The organism is Xanthomonas bonasiae, assembly GCF_017163705.1.
GTDB lineage: Bacteria > Pseudomonadota > Gammaproteobacteria > Xanthomonadales > Xanthomonadaceae > Xanthomonas_A > Xanthomonas_A bonasiae.
The window spans coordinates 202,307-219,282 of record NZ_JAFIWB010000003.1; the positions used below are offsets into that span (position 1 = coordinate 202,307).

Genomic DNA, 16,976 nt, shown 5'->3' on the forward strand with positions numbered 1-16,976 from the left:
ATTTTTCAGACGCCACGACCGCTACGCCGCAGACCCCAGACGCGATGCCCAGGATCCATGGGCAGGGCGCGCGGTCTTGCGGCTACAGCGGCCTTCCTGCAGGGACGCCGCAAACGCAACTGACATCCTCACGTCAGCCGATCTTCCATGCCCTCGGGCTTCCTGGAACTCTGCAATGAACGCACTTCTGCAACGCTACAACGTCGGCCGCCGGCTGACGATGGCCTTCGGCCTTTTGATCCTGCTGTCCTGCCTGCTGGTCACCGCCGGCCTCGTCACCCTCGCCAAAGCGCGCGGCGAGCTCGACGACATCGTCAACGTCAACATGGAAAAGATCCGGCTATGGAGCGAGATGCTGGATGCCAACAACAGCATCTCGATCGCGTTGCGCGACCTGTCCATCGCCAAGGATGCCGACGACATCGCCACTGCCAAGGGCGTCATCGATAGCCAGCGCCTGCGCTACAACACCAACCGCGATGTGCTGTTCGCCACGCCCACCGATGCGAAGGGCATGACGAACCGCGCGCTGGTGTCCAAGCAACGGGACATTGCCCGCGTAGCGAACGATGCGATCATCGCCAGCGCCATCGCAGGCCGCCAGGCAGAAGCGCAAGCGATGTTGATGGGGACAGGCGGATCAGCGATGAACGCCTGGCAAAAAGGCATCCGTGACGCCGTTTCCACCCAGCGCAAGAATGCCGCCATCGCCTACACCACGGCGACCAGGGCAATGGCGAACGGGCGCAATACGATGGTCGCCGGGGGCTTCGGCGTGCTGCTGGTCAGCAGCACGCTGGCCTGGATGATCACCCGCAGCCTGACCCAGCCGCTGAACCGCGCCATCCGCATTGCCGAGGCGATCGCCGACGGTCGCCTGGACAACGATGCGAAGACCCAGGCGCGCGACGAGACCGGCCGCCTGCTCGATGCAATGGATCGCATGCAGACCCAGTTGCAACGCTTCTCCAGCGAAACCGCGCTGATGATCGAACTGCACGCGGACAAGGACATGACCCACCGCATGCCGTCGGATTTCCCGGGCGTGTACGGCGAGCTCGGCGCAGGCATCAACACCATGATGTTCGAGCACCTGGATGCCATCGTCGATGCGATCGCGGTGCTCAACGAGTACGCCATCGGCGACCTGCGCCGCGATGCGCGGCGCCTGCCGGGCAGCCGCGTGGTCCTGCACGAATCGATGGACGCGGCCAAGGCCAGCCTGCTGGCGATCAACACCGAGATCAAGCGCCTGGCGGCAGCGGCCGCCGCCGGCGACTTCAGTGCCCGCGGCGATGCCGGACGGTTCCAGTACGATTCGCGGGTGATGGTGCAGGATCTCAACGCGATGCTGGAGGCCAGCGACAGCAACCTGGGCAAGCTGTCCACGCTGTTGCGCTCCATCGCCGAAGGCGACCTGACCGCACGCATGCACGGCGAATTCCAGGGTGTGTTCGCCACGATGCGCGACGATGCCAATACCACGGTCGCGCAACTGACCGACATCATCGGCGGCATCCAGACCGCCGCGATCAGCATCAACGCCGCCGCCAGCGAGATCGCGACCGGCAACGACGACCTGTCGCGCCGCACCGAGCAGCAGGCCGCCAGCCTGGAGGAAACCGCCGCGTCGATGGAAGAGCTGACCTCCACGGTCAAACAGAACGCCGACCATGCACGCCAGGCCAACCAGCTCGCGGTCGGCGCGGCGGCCGTCGCCACCCAGGGCGGCGATGTCGTGAGTCAAGTGGTGACCACCATGAGCGGCATCGAGACCTCGTCGAAAAAGATTGCCGACATCATCAGCGTCATCGACGGCATCGCCTTCCAGACCAATATCCTGGCCTTGAATGCGGCCGTGGAAGCGGCGCGGGCCGGCGAACAGGGTCGCGGTTTCGCCGTGGTCGCCAGCGAGGTGCGCACCCTCGCCCAGCGCTCGGCCGGTGCCGCCAAGGAGATCAAGAGCCTGATCGACGACTCGGTCGGCCGTGTCGCCGCAGGTTCGGTCCTGGTAGGCCAGGCCGGCCAGACCATGCAGGAGATCGTGTCCTCGGTGCAGCGCGTCACCGACATCATGAGCGAGATCTCCGCCGCTTCGCAGGAGCAGTATGCCGGCATCGAACAGGTCAACCAGACCGTGACCCAGATGGACGAGACCACCCAGCAGAATGCCGCCCTGGTCGAGGAAGCCACTGCCGCGGCCCGTTCGATGGAAGAACAGGCCGGTCAGCTGACCAAAACCGTCGCCCTGTTCAAGCTGGAAGCCGCCGCCGCGCCTTCGCCGCAACGCACCTCGGCCGCATCGCGTCCGGCCCTGCATGCCGTGCCCGCATGCAAGCTGCCCGTACGCGCCAAGCCGGCGCTGGCAGCGACAGCCTCCACCGCGAAGGATTGGCAGACCTTCTGAGCCAGGCCAGGGCATTGCCCTGCGAAGCGCCCCATCGGCCGTGCTCACCCCACGGCCTTTTTGTGTGCATGGGCGCATCGCGCGCTTCAGTCCGGCCGCAGCCGATCGCGGACCAGGGTGCATCCCGCCCGGCACCCGGGCGCTTGGCAGCCGACCCCTGCCATCTACAGGTGCGCTGCGATGCGCTCAACCGGCTAAAGATCCCGACCACGCCGCCGTTATGAAGTAGACAAAACAAGAAGAAATTCACAATTTCAAAAAAATATTATTGCTTAGTGAATTAAAGCCCATATACGAAAAAAGGAGCCAGCTACATGACCGCATTCCTGCAGCGCTACAGCGTTGGCAATCGACTCTCAGCAGCATTCGGCATCCTGATCCTGATCTCCGGCCTGCTGGTTGCCGCCGGATTGTTCGCGATGTCCGGCGCGCGCAAGCAATTGGACAGCATCGTCCATTCCAATATCGAGAAGATCAACCTGTCCAACGGCATGCTGGATGCGAACTCCGCCATCCTGGTGGCACTGGGATCGTATGCCACCCAGGTCGGCAATACCGATGCCGCCAAGGAGTTGGCAGTGATCCAGACCGAACGCCAGCACTACAACAGCGAACGCGACAAGCTCTATGCGATGCCGACCAATGACGCCGGCAAGCGCCTGCGTGCGGAAATCCAAGACCTGATGAACAAGGCACGACCGCTGAACAACGCGGTGATCGAAGCCGTCAAGGCGGGCGAGTATGTTCAGGCGCAGCAACTCTTCCACGAAAAATCGCGTCCCGCGACGCTCGCCTGGCAGACCAAGATCCGCGAGAACGCGGTCCTGCAGAACCAGCTCAGCAAAGAGGCCCATGCGACCGCGGTCGGCCATATCGAACGCGGCCGCGCGATGCTGATCGGCGGCGGCATCGCCGCGGTGCTGGCCAGCAGCCTGCTGGCCTGGCTGATCACCCGCAGCCTGACCCAGCCGCTGAACCGCGCCACCCGCGCCGCCGAGGCGATCGCCAACGGCCGCCTGGACAACGACGTCAGTACCCAGGCCCGCGACGAGCCCGGCCGCCTGCTCAACGCGATGGACAAGATGCAGACGCAGCTGCAGCGCTTCTCCAGCGAGACCGCGCTGATGATCGAACTGCATGCCGACAAGGACATGACCCATCGCATGCCGCTGGACTTCCCCGGCGTGTACGGCGATCTCAGCAAGGGCATCAACACCATGATGTTCGAGCACCTGGACGCCATCGTCGATGCGATCGCGGTGCTCAACGAATACGCCAACGGCGACCTGCGCCGCGACGCGCGGCGCCTGCCCGGCAGCCGCGCGGTGCTGCACGAATCGATGGATGCGGCCAAGGCCAGCCTGCTGGCGATCAACACCGAGATCAAGCGCCTGGCCGCGGCGGCCGCCGCCGGCGACTTCAGTGCGCGTGGCGATGCCGATCACTTCCAGCACGACTTCCAGGCAATGGTGCAAGGCCTCAACGCCATGATGGAGGTCAGCGACCGCAACCTCGGCAAGCTCTCCGCGCTGCTGCAGTCGATCGCCGCCGGCGACCTGACCGCGCGCATGCACGGCGAGTTCCATGGCGTGTTCGCCAGGATGCGCGACGACGCCAACGCCACCGCCGATCAGTTGACCGGCATCGTCGGCCGCATCCAGACCGCGGCGGTCAGCATCAACGCCGCGGCCACCGAGATCGCCGCCGGCAACGACGACCTGTCGCGGCGCACCGAACAGCAGGCGGCCAGCCTGGAAGAAACCGCTGCCTCGATGGAAGAGCTGACCTCCACCGTCAAGCAGAACGCCGAGCATGCGCGCCAGGCCAACCAGCTCGCGGTCGGCGCCGCCGCGGTCGCCTCGCAGGGCGGCGACGTGGTCGGCCAGGTCGTCACCACGATGAGCGGCATCGAGACTTCGTCGAAGAAGATCGCCGACATCATCAGCGTCATCGACGGCATCGCGTTCCAGACCAATATCCTCGCCTTGAATGCCGCCGTGGAAGCGGCGCGTGCCGGCGAACAGGGTCGCGGTTTCGCCGTGGTCGCCAGCGAGGTGCGTACCCTCGCCCAGCGTTCGGCCGGTGCGGCCAAGGAGATCAAGAGCCTGATCGACGAGTCGGTGACCCGCGTCGCCGAGGGCTCGACGCTGGTGCGCCAGGCCGGCCAGACCATGACCGAGATCGTGTCCTCGGTGCAGCGCGTCACCGACATCATGGGCGAGATCTCCGCGGCGTCGCAGGAGCAGTACGCCGGCATCGAACAGGTCAACCAGACCGTGACCCAGATGGACGAAGCGACGCAGCAGAATGCTGCGCTGGTGGAAGAAGCCACGGCCGCGGCGCGGTCGATGGAAGACCAGGCCGGCCAGCTCACCGAAGCCGTGGCGGTGTTCAAGCTCGAGGCGGCCAACGCCGCGCCGGCAAACCGGGCCGCGCTGCGCAGCCTGCCGGCACACCCGGCGCAATTGCGTCAGGCATAGACGCCACGCCTAGCCAGACAGGAATGGCGGCGATCGCAAGTCCAGCCGCCACCTGACCCAGCGCAATGCGACACCGATCGGCCGCGGACCCCCGCGGCCGAATCGCGTTCTGGGACACAGTGCCGACTTACCCCGCGCTGGGGTTCGCCGCACGCGGCCGCTGTGCGGCAAGCCACAACCGCACGCCGTCGCGTGCCACTGGCCAGCCGGATAAAGGCGTCATGCATCAATAAACCAAATATCGATATGCTTTGACTATCTATTGATATCAAGAAATCGATTGAATTTAACGATAGATCCGCCGTTACAGAGGACATGGATGCAGTGACCGGCATCCGACGCGCTGCTGTCGCCCTTTCATAGCCCGTTTCATCCTCAACTCCGGGATCCATCGATGAAGACCAAGAATCTGCCCCTGTCGGCCCAACTCGCCATCGGCTTCGGCGCCGTCGTGCTGGTGCTGCTCATCGTCGGCGCGATCAGCCTGCGCAGCCAGTTCCAGTTCAACGACGCCGTCGCCATCAACGAACATACCTTCAAGGTGCTGGCTACCGGCGAACTGATGCAGGCCAACACCCTGAACGTGCAGACCAGCACCCGCGGCTATCTGCTGTCCGGCAACAAGGACTACCTGCAGCCGTTCGCACTCGGCCAGGCCGGCTTCGAGAAGAGCTTCGCCGAGGCCAAGCGCCTGACCGCGGACAATCCGCGGCAACAGGCGCGCCTGGCGCAATTGCAGTCCGCGTACCAGGAGCTGGTGCAGATCGAGCAGCAGGTCATCGCCCTGCGCGAGCGTCCCGACAGCCAGCAACAGGTCCTGGCCGCGTTCGGCGAAGGCCGCGACCGCGAGGCGATGAACAAGATCCGCCCACTGCTGAGCGCATTCGCCGACGAGGAAAGCGGGTTGCTGGTCAAGCGCAGCCAACAGCTGGAAACGGTACGCGCGCAGGGCAAGTGGTCGGTGCTGCTCGGCAGCCTGGTCGCGATCCTGGTCGCCGTGGGCATGGGCCTGGTGATCCGCCGCCAGCTGGTCAAGCGTCTGGGCCTTGCGATCGACGTGGCCGACGCCATCGCCTCGGGCAAGCTGGACAACACCATCGATACCCAATCGCGCGACGAGACCGGGCGCCTGCTGGTCAGCATGAGCAGCATGCAAAACCAGTTGCGCGCCGTGCTCGCCGCGCAGACCGAAATGGCGCAGCGCCACGACGCCGGCCAGATCAGCTATCGCATGGACGAGAGCGTCTTCCCCGGCGACTACGGGCGCATGGTCCGCGACAGCAATGGCCTGGTCGCTGCGCATATCGCGGTGAAGATGCGCCTGATCCAGATCATGGGCCGCTATGCGATCGGCGACCTCAGCGAGGACATGGACCGCCTGCCCGGCGAGAAGGCCGTGCTGACCACGACGATGGACACGGTCAAGCAGAACCTCGGTGCGATGAACCGCGAGATCGGCCAGCTTGCCGATGCCGCGGCGGCCGGCGACTTCAGCGTGCGCGGCGACGCCGAAAGCTTCCAATACGACTTCCGCGCCATGATCGACAGCCTCAACCAGCTGATGGCCACCGCCGACGGCAACCTCGACGCGCTGTCGCAAATGCTGCGCGCCATCGCCGCCGGCGACCTGACCGCCCGCATGAGCGGCGACTTCAACGGCGTGTTCGCGACCATGCGCGACGACGCCAACGCCACCGCCGAGCAACTGGCCAGCATCGTCGGCGGCATCCAGACCGCGGCGATCAGCATCAATGCGGCGGCCAGCGAGATCGCCGCCGGCAACGACGACCTGTCGCGCCGCACCGAGCAGCAGGCCGCCAGCCTGGAAGAGACCGCCGCCTCGATGGAAGAGCTGACCTCCACCGTCAAGCAGAACGCCGAACATGCGCGCCAGGCCAACCAGCTCGCGGTCGGCGCCGCCTCGGTCGCGGCGCAGGGCGGCGACGTGGTCGGCCAGGTGGTGACCACCATGAACGGCATCGAGGCCTCGTCCAAGAAGATCGCCGACATCATCTCGGTGATCGACGGCATCGCCTTCCAGACCAACATCCTGGCCTTGAATGCGGCGGTGGAAGCGGCGCGTGCCGGCGAACAGGGTCGCGGCTTCGCGGTGGTCGCCAGCGAAGTGCGGACGCTGGCCCAGCGCTCGGCCGGCGCGGCCAAGGAAATCAAGAGCCTGATCGACGACTCGGTCGGCCAGGTGTCCAACGGTTCGGCGCTGGTGCGCCAGGCCGGCCAGACCATGAGCGAGATCATGTCCTCGGTGCAGCGCGTCACCGACATCATGGGCGAGATCTCCGCCGCCTCGCAGGAGCAGTACGCCGGCATCGAGCAGGTCAACCAGACCGTCAATCAGATGGACGAGACCACCCAGCAGAATGCCGCCCTGGTCGAGGAAGCAAGCGCCGCGGCACGGGCGATGGAAGAACAGGCCAACCAGCTCACCGGCGCCGTGGCGGTGTTCAAGATCGAGGCCGCCAACGACGCGGTCGCGGCCCGACCCGGGCTGCGCAGCGTGCCGGCCCCGCGTTCGCCGCTGCGCCCGGCGCCGCGGCCGCGGGCGCTGGCCGCCGTGGGGACTGCAACGGAATGGCAGGAGTTCTGAGTCCAGCGGCGGCTCCTACCGCTGCATGAGGTTCCGATCGGCCGCAGCTCGCTGCGGCCGATTCAATTTATGAGACGCAGTGCCGATAAGGAATCAGACCCAGGATAGTGCCGATACCGTCGTACCCAACAAGAAACGCGGCACCACAGCGCGGGCGAACGGATCGGTTGCTTCGTTTTTCTCCACTTCTGCCAGCGATGAACGCCATGAGCCCGACCCCAGCCCCCCGCTTCACCAGCGTCGCCACCCGCCTGATGCTCGGCGTGGCCGCGATCGCCGTGCTGTGTTTCGGCGTGACCGCCGCGATCATCTACGTGCGCAGCAGCGATGCGCTGCTCACCTCGGCCAAAGCCGGCATGACCGATGCCGCCTACCTGGAAGCGCAGCGCATTTCCAACGATATCGGCGCGGCCTTCGTCTCCAACCAGGTGTTCGCCAACAGCCTGCTGGCGCAGCGCAACCAGGACGGCAAGGTGCGCGAGACGTTCAGCGATATCGTGCTGCGCGAATTGCGCCAGCACCCCGACTGGACCGGCCTGGGCACGCTGTGGGAGCCGCAGGCGTTCGATGGCAAGGACACGGCCTATGCCAACGCCGACGGCCACGACGCCAGCGGCCGCTACATGGTGTATTGGGCCTGGCAGGGCGACAAGCAGGTGCGCGAACCGCTGCGCGACTACGAGGTGCCCGGCTCCGGCGACTGGTATCTGAAGGCGCGCCAGCAGCACCGCCCGACCGTGGTGGAACCCTACGTGTACGAGATCGGCGGCAACAAGGTGCTGATGACCACGCTGACCACGCCGGTGCTCGAAGACGGCAAGTTCCTGGGCGTGGTGACCACCGACTTCGGCCTGGCCAAGCTGCAGGAACGTCTGTCCAAGCTGCGCCCGCTCGGCGCCGGCCATGTGCGCCTGCTGTCGCCCGGCGGCGCGATCATCGCCGATCGCGACCCGGCCAAGGTCGGCAAGAAGCTGGACGACCCGGCCACGCGCACCTTGCTGGCCGCCATCGCCAAGGGCGAGAGCGTGACCCGCGAAGTCGCCGATGCGCAGACCGGCGCCACCGACATCGAAGTCTACGTGCCGCTGCAGATCGGCCAGGCGCAGGAGCGCTTCGCGCTGGGCGTGGCGGTGCCGCGCGGGCTGCTGATGGCCCAGGCGCGCTCGCTGCTGTGGACCATCGTCGCGGTCGGCCTGTGCGCGGCGCTGCTGCTCAGCGCCGGTCTCTACCTCCTGCTGCGGCGCCTGGTGGTCACCCCGCTGGCCAACGCCGTAGAGGTGTCCGGCGCCGTCGCCGCCGGGCGCCTGGACAGCCGCATCCACTACCAGCGCAACGACGAGCTGGGCCGCCTGTTCGGTTCGTTGCAGCGGATGCAGGAACAACTGCGTGCCGTGCTCGATGCGCAGAAGGAAATGGCGCAGCGCCACGACGCCGGCCAGATCAGCTACCGCATGGACGAAAGCGCCTTCCCCGGCGATTACGGGCGCATGGTCCGCGACAGCAACGCGCTGGCCGCGTCGCATATCGCGGTGAAGCTGCGCCTGGCGCAGATCATGGGCCGCTACGCGATCGGCGACTTCAGCGAGGACATGGACCGCCTGCCTGGCGAGAAGGCCGTGCTGACCGAGACCATGGACACGGTCAAGCAGAACCTGACCGCGATGAACCGCGAGATCAACCAGCTCGCCTCCGCCGCCGCTGCCGGCGACTTCAGCGTGCGCGGCGATGCCGAGCGCTTCCAGTACGACTTCCGCGCCATGGTCGACAGCCTCAACCAGCTGATGGCCACCGCCGATGGCAACCTGGAAGCGCTGTCCACGCTGCTGCAGGCCATCGCTGCCGGCGACCTGAGCGCCCGCATGCAGGGCGAGTTCCAGGGCGTGTTCGCCCGGATGCGCGACGACGCCAACGCCACCTCCGAGCAGTTGGCCGCCATCGTCGGCCGCATCCAGACCGCCGCGCTGAGCATCAACAGCGCCTCCAGCGAGATCGCCGCCGGCAACGACGACCTGTCGCGCCGCACCGAGCAGCAGGCGGCCAGCCTGGAGGAAACCGCCGCGTCGATGGAAGAGCTGACCTCCACGGTCAAGCAGAACGCCGAGCACGCACGCCAGGCCAATCAACTCGCCGTCGGTGCGGCCACCGTCGCCTCGCAGGGTGGCGACGTGGTCAGCCAGGTGGTGACCACCATGAACGGCATCGAGACCTCGTCGAAGAAGATCGCCGACATCATCAGCGTCATCGACGGCATCGCGTTCCAGACCAATATCCTGGCCTTGAATGCCGCGGTGGAAGCGGCGCGTGCCGGCGAACAGGGCCGCGGTTTCGCCGTGGTCGCCAGCGAAGTGCGCACCCTCGCCCAGCGCTCGGCGAGCGCGGCCAAGGAGATCAAGGGCCTGATCGACGAATCGGTGACCCGCGTCAGCGAGGGCTCGGCACTGGTCGATCAGGCCGGCAGGACCATGCAGGAGATCGTGTCCTCGGTGCAACGCGTCACCGACATCATGGGCGAGATCTCCGCCGCCTCGCAGGAGCAGTACGCCGGCATCGAGCAGGTCAACCAGACCGTCACCCAGATGGACGAGGCGACGCAGCAGAATGCTGCGCTGGTGGAAGAAGCCACGGCCGCGGCGCGCGCGATGGAAGAACAGGCCGGCCAGCTCACCGAGGCCGTGGCCGTGTTCAAGCTCGACAACGCCGCCGTCTCCACGCCGGCAGCCGTGGCCAAGCCCGGCCTCGCGGTCGCCGCGTCAGGCACGAACGCCAAGCGCGCGCCGGCAAAGCGCAGCAACGTGCCGATGCGCGCGGTGCCAGGCAAGCCGGCGAGCACCGCCGACACGCAGTGGCACGAGTTCTGAGCCGTTGCGGTTCGGCGCATTCCCGCACCACCGCGGGTATGCGCCGCAACGGCATGGGCGGCTGTGCCTGGTTAGATGGCTTGTCGCCAGCCGTTCCATCGCGTCGCCATCGGCTGGGCCCCTCTCCCACCGGCGACCGAAGGAAAGCCCTGTGGGAGAGAGGATTGGGGTGACGTGCGACAAGCACGCCACGCCAACCGCCGCTGCGTTGTCCTTTCGATGACCTCCGCGCGCCATCGGTCGGACATGTTTAAAGATACGTCGGGTCTGGCCGCTAGCCAGTATGACATTTGGCTGACCGCGTCTTGGGGACGCGACAGCCGGTCCAAACGGACCATGCGGCCAGTCCGGGACAGCCCGGCCAGGCGCATGCGTTTCACGGTCGACCGTTCACGGGGAACACAATGAAACCTATCGTTCTTGCCAGCTGCCTGACCTTGCTCGGCATCGCCAGCCTCGCGCACGCCGAAGAGGAGCCGATCGCCACCGATCGCCCCGACTTCGTCGAATCCAGCCTCACCGTCGGCGATCGCCGCCTGCAAGTGGAAACCAGCGTGGCCTGGGAGCGCGACGACGGCGTCGACGGCTACGCCACGCCCACCCTGTTCCGCTACGGACTCGGCCCGACCTGGGAACTGCGCCTGGAAACCGATGGCTGGCAGCACAACGACGTGCCCGGCGGCGATGGCGACATCTCCGGCTTCGCCGACGTCTCGCTCGGGGTCAAGCATCACCTGGCCGCGTCCGACGACGGCGGCGCCTCGCTGGCGTGGTTGCTGCACGTGGACCTGCCCAGCGGCGCGCGCCGCCTGCGCGGCAACGGCGCGCGGCCTTCGTTCCGCCTGGTCGCCGAATGGGAGCTCAGCGACAGCCTCTCCGCCGGGGTGATGCCGGGCGTGATCTGGGACGAGAACGAGGATGGCCACCGCTACGCGGCCGGCATCTTCGGCGTGGTGCTCGGCAAGTCATGGAGCGAACGCAGCCGTTCGTTCGTCGAACTGGCGCTGCCGCAGATCGCGAAAAGCGACGACGGCGGCACCGTCGCCCTGCTCGACGTCGGCTCGGCCTGGCTGCTGAGCAACGACGTGCAACTGGATGTGGCCTACAGCTACGGCCTCAACGATCGTTCGCCGGATCACGCGCTCGGCGCGGGTTTGTCTTTCCGTTTTTGAACCGAACCAGGCGATACCGATGAAGATCATGCACATGCTCGCAATCCTGGTGCTGGTGGCGGTGCTCGCACTGCTGGCGCTGGGGGGCGTCGGCTACAGCGCCCAGCAAGGATTGCTCGGCGCGGTCGCCGCACAGGTCACCTCGTCCGATGCGCTGCGCAACCACATGCAGGCGGACATGATGCACGACGCGTTGCGCGGCGACGTCACCACCGCGCTACTGGCCGCCTCGCGCCAGGACGATGCCGGCATCAAGGCCGCGCGCGCCTCGCTGGGCGAGCACGCCGCGGAGTTCCGCCAGGCCCTGGCCGACAACCGCAAGCTGCCGCTGGATCCGGCCCTGCGTCGCGAACTGGACGCGGTCACGCCTGCGCTGCAGGGCTACATCGACGCGGCGAGCCAGGTCGTGGGCCTGGTCGAAACGGGTGCGGACAGCGCCGCCGCCTACGCCGCCTTCACCGAAAAGTTCGAGCAGCTCGAAACCCGCATGGGCTCGATCAGCGACCGCATCGCGGCGCTGAACGAGGCCAATCGCAGCGCGGCCGAGCAGTACAGCCACCGCGTGACCTGGCAACAGTCCGCTGCGGTGGTGCTGGCGATCCTGTGCCTGGGACTGGCCGCCGGCTGGATCCTGCGCTCGGTCTCGCGCCTGCTCGGCGGCGAGCCGAGCGTGGCGATGGCCGCCGCCCAACACATCGCGGCGGGCCGCCTGGACCAGCCGATTCCGGTCGCCGCCAAGCACGCCAACAGCCTGATGGCGGCGCTGGCGCGGATGCAGCGCGAACTGCGCGAGCGGATCGAACGCGAGCGCAGCATCGCCGCCGAGAACCTGCGCATCCGCACCGCGCTGGACAACGCCTCGACCGGCATGTACATCGCCGATCCCGACCTGACCATCGTCTACGCCAACGGCGCGCTGCAGAAACTGCTGGACACCTACGCCGACGATATCCACGCCTGTGCGCCGGCGTTCCAGCGTTCCAGCCCCCTGCTCGGCCAGCCGGTGTCGTTGCTGGAAGTGGGCAACTCGCAGGACGCCGAGATCTACCAGCAGCTCGACCGCCAGGGCGTCGCGCAGCGCGAGGTGCGCTACCGCGAAGCCTGCATCGCCCAGGAGGTCTCCGCGATCCGCAACGAGGTCGGCGCCCACGTCGGCTTCGTCTGCGAATGGCGCGACCGCACCGCCGAAGCCAGGGTCGAAGTGGAGGTGGCCGAGGTGGTGCGCAGCGCCGCGGCCGGCGACCTGTCCAGACGCATCGACAGCGACGGCAAGCAGGGCTTCTTCCTGTTGCTGGCGCAGCAGCTCAACGGCCTGCTCGACGCCAATGCGGGCAGCATCGCCGAAGTGTCGCGCCTGCTCAGCGCACTGGCCGACGGCGACCTGAGCGCGCGCATGCACGGCGAGTTCGACGGCGTGTTCGCGACCATGCGCGACGATGCCAACGCCACCGCCGAACGGCTCGCCGGCATCGTCGGCCGCATCCAGCAGGCCGCCGGCAACATCAACACCGCGGCCAGCGAGATCGCCGCCGGCAACGACGACCTGTCGCGCCGCACCGAGCAGCAGGCGGCCAGCCTGGAAGAGACCGCCGCCTCGATGGAAGAGCTGACCTCCACGGTCAAGCAGAACGCCGAACACGCGCGCCAGGCCAACCAGCTCGCGGTCGGCGCCGCCTCCGTCGCCTCGCAGGGCGGCGCCGTGGTCAGCCAGGTGGTGACCACGATGAGCGGCATCGAGACCTCCTCGAAGAAGATCGCCGACATCATTTCGGTGATCGACGGCATCGCCTTCCAGACCAATATCCTGGCGCTCAATGCCGCGGTGGAAGCGGCGCGTGCAGGCGAACAGGGCCGCGGTTTCGCCGTCGTCGCCAGCGAGGTGCGCACCCTCGCCCAGCGCTCGGCCGGCGCGGCCAAGGAGATCAAGGGCCTGATCGACGAGTCGGTGACCCGCGTCGCCGAAGGCTCGGCCCTGGTCGACCAGGCCGGCCGCACCATGCAGGAGATCGTGTCCTCGGTGCAGCGCGTCACCGACATCATGGGCGAGATCTCCGCTGCCTCGCAGGAACAGTCGTCCGGCATCGAGCAGGTCAACCAGACCGTCACCCAGATGGACGAGGCCACCCAGCAGAACGCCGCGCTGGTCGAGGAAGCCACCGCCGCGGCGCGCGCGATGGAAGAACAAGCCGGCCAGCTCAGCGAGGTCGTCGCGATCTTCAGGCTCGACGGCAGCGCGCCGGGCACGGCGCTACCGAGCCGCCCCGTGGCTGCGGCGCAGACGCAGGCGAAGCGGCCTCAGCCGGCGAGCGGCGCGCGCAAGCCCGCCATGCGCGCGATCCCCGGCAACCGCTCCGCCGCCAGTACCGCGGCCGAGACGGATTGGCAGGAGTTCTGACCGAGGGCCAGGCGGACAGTTCGTCCGGCTGGCCCTCTGTACCGACGCGACATGCACGACGAGGCGCAATGGCGCGCCTCCCAGGCGTAGGGAGCGTACGCACCCGAGGTCGGGAATCGCCTTACGCCTAATGTTTCATGCAGCACCCCGGCTTCCGTGCCGATAGAGCCTTGAGGCGACGGCACGGCAGCTGCACAGCAGTACAACGAAACAGTTGAATTCTCGCTCCATTTGCTTACCGCCACGTCTCGCCGCTCAAGGTTTCTTTCGGCACCGCCCATTGGGCGTCGCCAATCGAACCGCGACAGCCAACCTTCGGTAATCCAAAGAGGTCAGCCATGAATTCGTTCCTGCAACGCTACAACGTCGGCCGCCGCCTCGGCGGCGCCTTCGGTCTTCTGATCCTGCTCTCGTGCCTGCTGGTGGCGGCCGGGCTGCTTTCCATGTCGCGTGCCAAACAGGAACTCGACAACATCGTCAAGGTCAGCGTCGAGAAGACCCGGATCAGCAACGGCATGCTCGACGCCAATACCAATATCCTGGTCGCGCTGGGCACTCTGTCCATGGTCACCAGCGAGGAACTCAATCATCAGGCGCTGGCCGAGATCAAGAAGCAGCGCCAGCGCTATGCGGATTTGCGCAAGCAACTGGACGCGTTTCCGCCGAGCGAGAAAGGCAAGGTGCTTCGCGCCGAGATCGACGCCGCACGCGCCACCGCCCGCACCATGAACGACGAAGTCATCGCGCTCGCCATCTCCGGTCGCAATGCCGAAGCGCAAACCGCGCTGAGCGAGCGCTCGCGCCCGGCCACGCTTGCCTGGAACGCGAAGATCCGCGAGAACGTGGACTTGCAGGACGAACAACTGCAGAAGGCCTATGCCCAGGCGACGCAGGCGATGGCCAGCGGCCGCAACATGCTGATCGCCGGCGGCGTGACCGTGCTGATCGTCAGCAGCCTGCTGGCCTGGGCGATCACCCGCAGCCTGACCCAGCCGCTGAACCGCGCCACCCGCGCCGCCGAGGCGATCGCCGAAGGGCGCCTGGACAACGACGTGCGCACCGATGCGCGCGACGAACCCGGCCGCCTGCTCAACGCGATGGAGAAAATGCAAGCGCAGCTGCAGCGCTTCTCCAGCGAGACCGCGCAGATGATCGAGCTGCATGCGGACAAGGACATGAGCCATCGCATGCCGCTGGATTTCCCCGGCGTGTACGGCGACCTGAGCAAGGGCATCAACACCATGATGTTCGAGCACCTGGACGCGATCGTCGATGCGATCGCGGTGCTCAACGAATACGCCAATGGCGACCTGCGCCGCGACGCGCGGCGCCTGCCCGGCAGCCGCGCGGTGCTGCACGAATCGATGGATGGGGCCAAGGCCAGCCTGCTGGCGATCAATACCGAGATCAAGCGCCTGGCCGCGGCGGCCGCCGCCGGCGACTTCAGCGCCCGCGGCGATGCGCAGCACTTCCAGCACGACTTCCGCCTGATGGTGGAAGGCCTCAACGCCATGATGGAAGTCAGCGACCGCAACCTCGGCAAGCTCTCCGCGCTGCTGCAGTCGATCGCCGCCGGCGACCTGACCGCGCGCATGCACGGCGAGTTCCACGGCGTGTTCGCCCGGATGCGCGACGACGCCAACGCCACCGCCGATCAGTTGACCGGCATCGTCGGCCGCATCCAGACCGCGGCGGTCAGCATCAACGCCGCCGCCACCGAGATCGCCGCCGGCAACGACGACCTGTCGCGCCGCACCGAACAGCAGGCGGCCAGCCTGGAAGAGACCGCCGCGTCGATGGAAGAACTGACCTCCACCGTGAAACAGAACGCCGAGCACGCGCGCCAGGCCAACCAGCTCGCGGTCGGCGCGGCAGGCGTCGCCACCCAGGGCGGCGACGTGGTCGGCCAGGTGGTGAGCACGATGAGCGGCATCGAAGCCTCGTCGAAGAAGATCGCCGACATCATCTCGGTGATCGACGGCATTGCCTTCCAGACCAACATCCTCGCGCTCAATGCCGCGGTGGAGGCCGCGCGCGCCGGCGACCAGGGTCGCGGTTTCGCCGTGGTCGCCAGCGAAGTGCGCACCCTCGCCCAGCGCTCGGCCGGCGCGGCCAAGGAAATCAAGGGCCTGATCGACGACTCGGTGGCCCGCGTCGCCGAGGGCTCGGTACTGGTCGACCAGGCCGGCAAGACCATGCAGGAGATCGTGTCCTCGGTGAAACGCGTCACCGACATCATGGGGGAGATCTCCGCCGCCTCGCAGGAGCAGTACGCCGGCATCGAGCAGGTCAACCAGACCGTCACCCAGATGGACGAGACCACCCAGCAGAACGCCGCACTGGTGGAGGAAGCCACCGCCGCGGCGCGCTCGATGGAGGAACAGGCCGGGCAGCTCACCGAAGCGGTGGCCGTGTTCAAGATCGACGACGCTCCCGCGGCAGCGCGCCGCCGCCCCACGGTCAGCGCGCCGGAGGTGGCGGCCGTGGTCAAGGCACAGGTCGCCGCTGCGACGCGTGCGGTGCGCAATGCACCCAAGCGCGCGGCCGGGGGCGGCGGCGACGCCAGCTGGCAGGAGTTCTGAGTTCCGCAGTCGCCATGCCCGCCACGGCATGGCGACTGCGGCCGGCCAGGCCGGCATCGCATGATCGGCAAGCCCGGATCGCGGATTCGGGCTTTTTAATGTCCGCAGCGCGAATATGCGCCGCGCACCCGACAGATCGCGTCGCACCGCAACGGTCGCGGCGCCGCACGAGCATGCGCCGGAAGGCGCGTCGGCCAGTGCACAGCGACAGCGCCGCAAGGCATGGGAATCATTCTCATGCACGACACAAAAAAAACCTGCTCAAACCCCTCAAGTTTCTGAGATGCGCATCTTGAGCCGAACATTTTTCGGTTCGCCCCCTAAAGTCCATCCGGCCAATGCCGCTAAAAGTCTCAATATGAGAATTTGTCTAAAAAATACTACTAAAGTTTTCGCCCTTCTCTGCTAGGAACTGCCGCCGCCCGACAGACGGACGGTCGCGTCTGTGGGCCAGACGCACAGTGCCAACCGCTTCTC

The 16,976-nt window shown here is 67.1% G+C and carries 7 protein-coding genes; all 7 read left to right on the top strand.

The window, feature by feature from the left end; all coding sequences use genetic code 11:
- The first annotated feature begins 175 nt into the window (after window positions 1–175).
- The 7 genes from JR064_RS05555 to JR064_RS05585 all read left to right on the top strand — a co-directional run bounded on the left by JR064_RS05555 (window position 176) and on the right by JR064_RS05585 (window position 16,499).
- Window positions 176–2,407 (top strand): methyl-accepting chemotaxis protein, encoded by a 2,232-nt coding sequence (locus tag JR064_RS05555; RefSeq protein ID WP_206229059.1) that lies wholly within the window; start codon window positions 176–178, stop codon window positions 2,405–2,407.
- Window positions 2,408–2,721: 314 nt separating this feature from the next.
- A complete protein-coding gene (locus tag JR064_RS05560) occupies window positions 2,722–4,887 on the top strand; it encodes a methyl-accepting chemotaxis protein (RefSeq protein WP_206229060.1) in 2,166 nt (721 codons plus the stop codon).
- A 394-nt stretch (window positions 4,888–5,281) separates the two neighbouring features.
- Complete coding sequence (locus JR064_RS05565) at window positions 5,282–7,492, top strand: methyl-accepting chemotaxis protein (RefSeq protein WP_206229061.1); 2,211 nt, start codon at window positions 5,282–5,284, stop codon at window positions 7,490–7,492.
- A 197-nt stretch (window positions 7,493–7,689) separates the two neighbouring features.
- Window positions 7,690–10,350 carry a methyl-accepting chemotaxis protein gene (locus tag JR064_RS05570; protein ID WP_425510270.1) on the top strand — a complete coding sequence of 887 codons (2,661 nt, stop codon included), beginning with the start codon at window positions 7,690–7,692 and terminating at the stop codon, window positions 10,348–10,350.
- 404 nt (window positions 10,351–10,754) lie between these two features.
- Complete coding sequence (locus JR064_RS05575; protein ID WP_206229062.1) at window positions 10,755–11,522, top strand: transporter; 768 nt, start codon at window positions 10,755–10,757, stop codon at window positions 11,520–11,522.
- Between the two features lie 19 nt (window positions 11,523–11,541).
- Complete coding sequence (locus JR064_RS05580) at window positions 11,542–13,917, top strand: methyl-accepting chemotaxis protein (protein ID WP_206229063.1); 2,376 nt, start codon at window positions 11,542–11,544, stop codon at window positions 13,915–13,917.
- A gap of 338 nt (window positions 13,918–14,255) precedes the next feature.
- A complete protein-coding gene (locus JR064_RS05585) occupies window positions 14,256–16,499 on the top strand; it encodes a methyl-accepting chemotaxis protein (protein WP_206229064.1) in 2,244 nt (747 codons plus the stop codon).
- Window positions 16,500–16,976: the final 477 nt, after the last annotated feature.

Coding starts and splice junctions, on each gene's coding strand:
- JR064_RS05555 (WP_206229059.1), top strand. CDS start 176: ATGAACGCACTTCTGCAACGCTACAACGTCGGCCGCCGGCTGACGATG.
- JR064_RS05570 (WP_425510270.1), top strand. CDS start 7,690: ATGAACGCCATGAGCCCGACCCCAGCCCCCCGCTTCACCAGCGTCGCC.
- JR064_RS05580 (WP_206229063.1), top strand. CDS start 11,542: ATGAAGATCATGCACATGCTCGCAATCCTGGTGCTGGTGGCGGTGCTC.
- JR064_RS05560 (WP_206229060.1), top strand. CDS start 2,722: ATGACCGCATTCCTGCAGCGCTACAGCGTTGGCAATCGACTCTCAGCA.
- JR064_RS05565 (WP_206229061.1), top strand. CDS start 5,282: ATGAAGACCAAGAATCTGCCCCTGTCGGCCCAACTCGCCATCGGCTTC.
- JR064_RS05585 (WP_206229064.1), top strand. CDS start 14,256: ATGAATTCGTTCCTGCAACGCTACAACGTCGGCCGCCGCCTCGGCGGC.
- JR064_RS05575 (WP_206229062.1), top strand. CDS start 10,755: ATGAAACCTATCGTTCTTGCCAGCTGCCTGACCTTGCTCGGCATCGCC.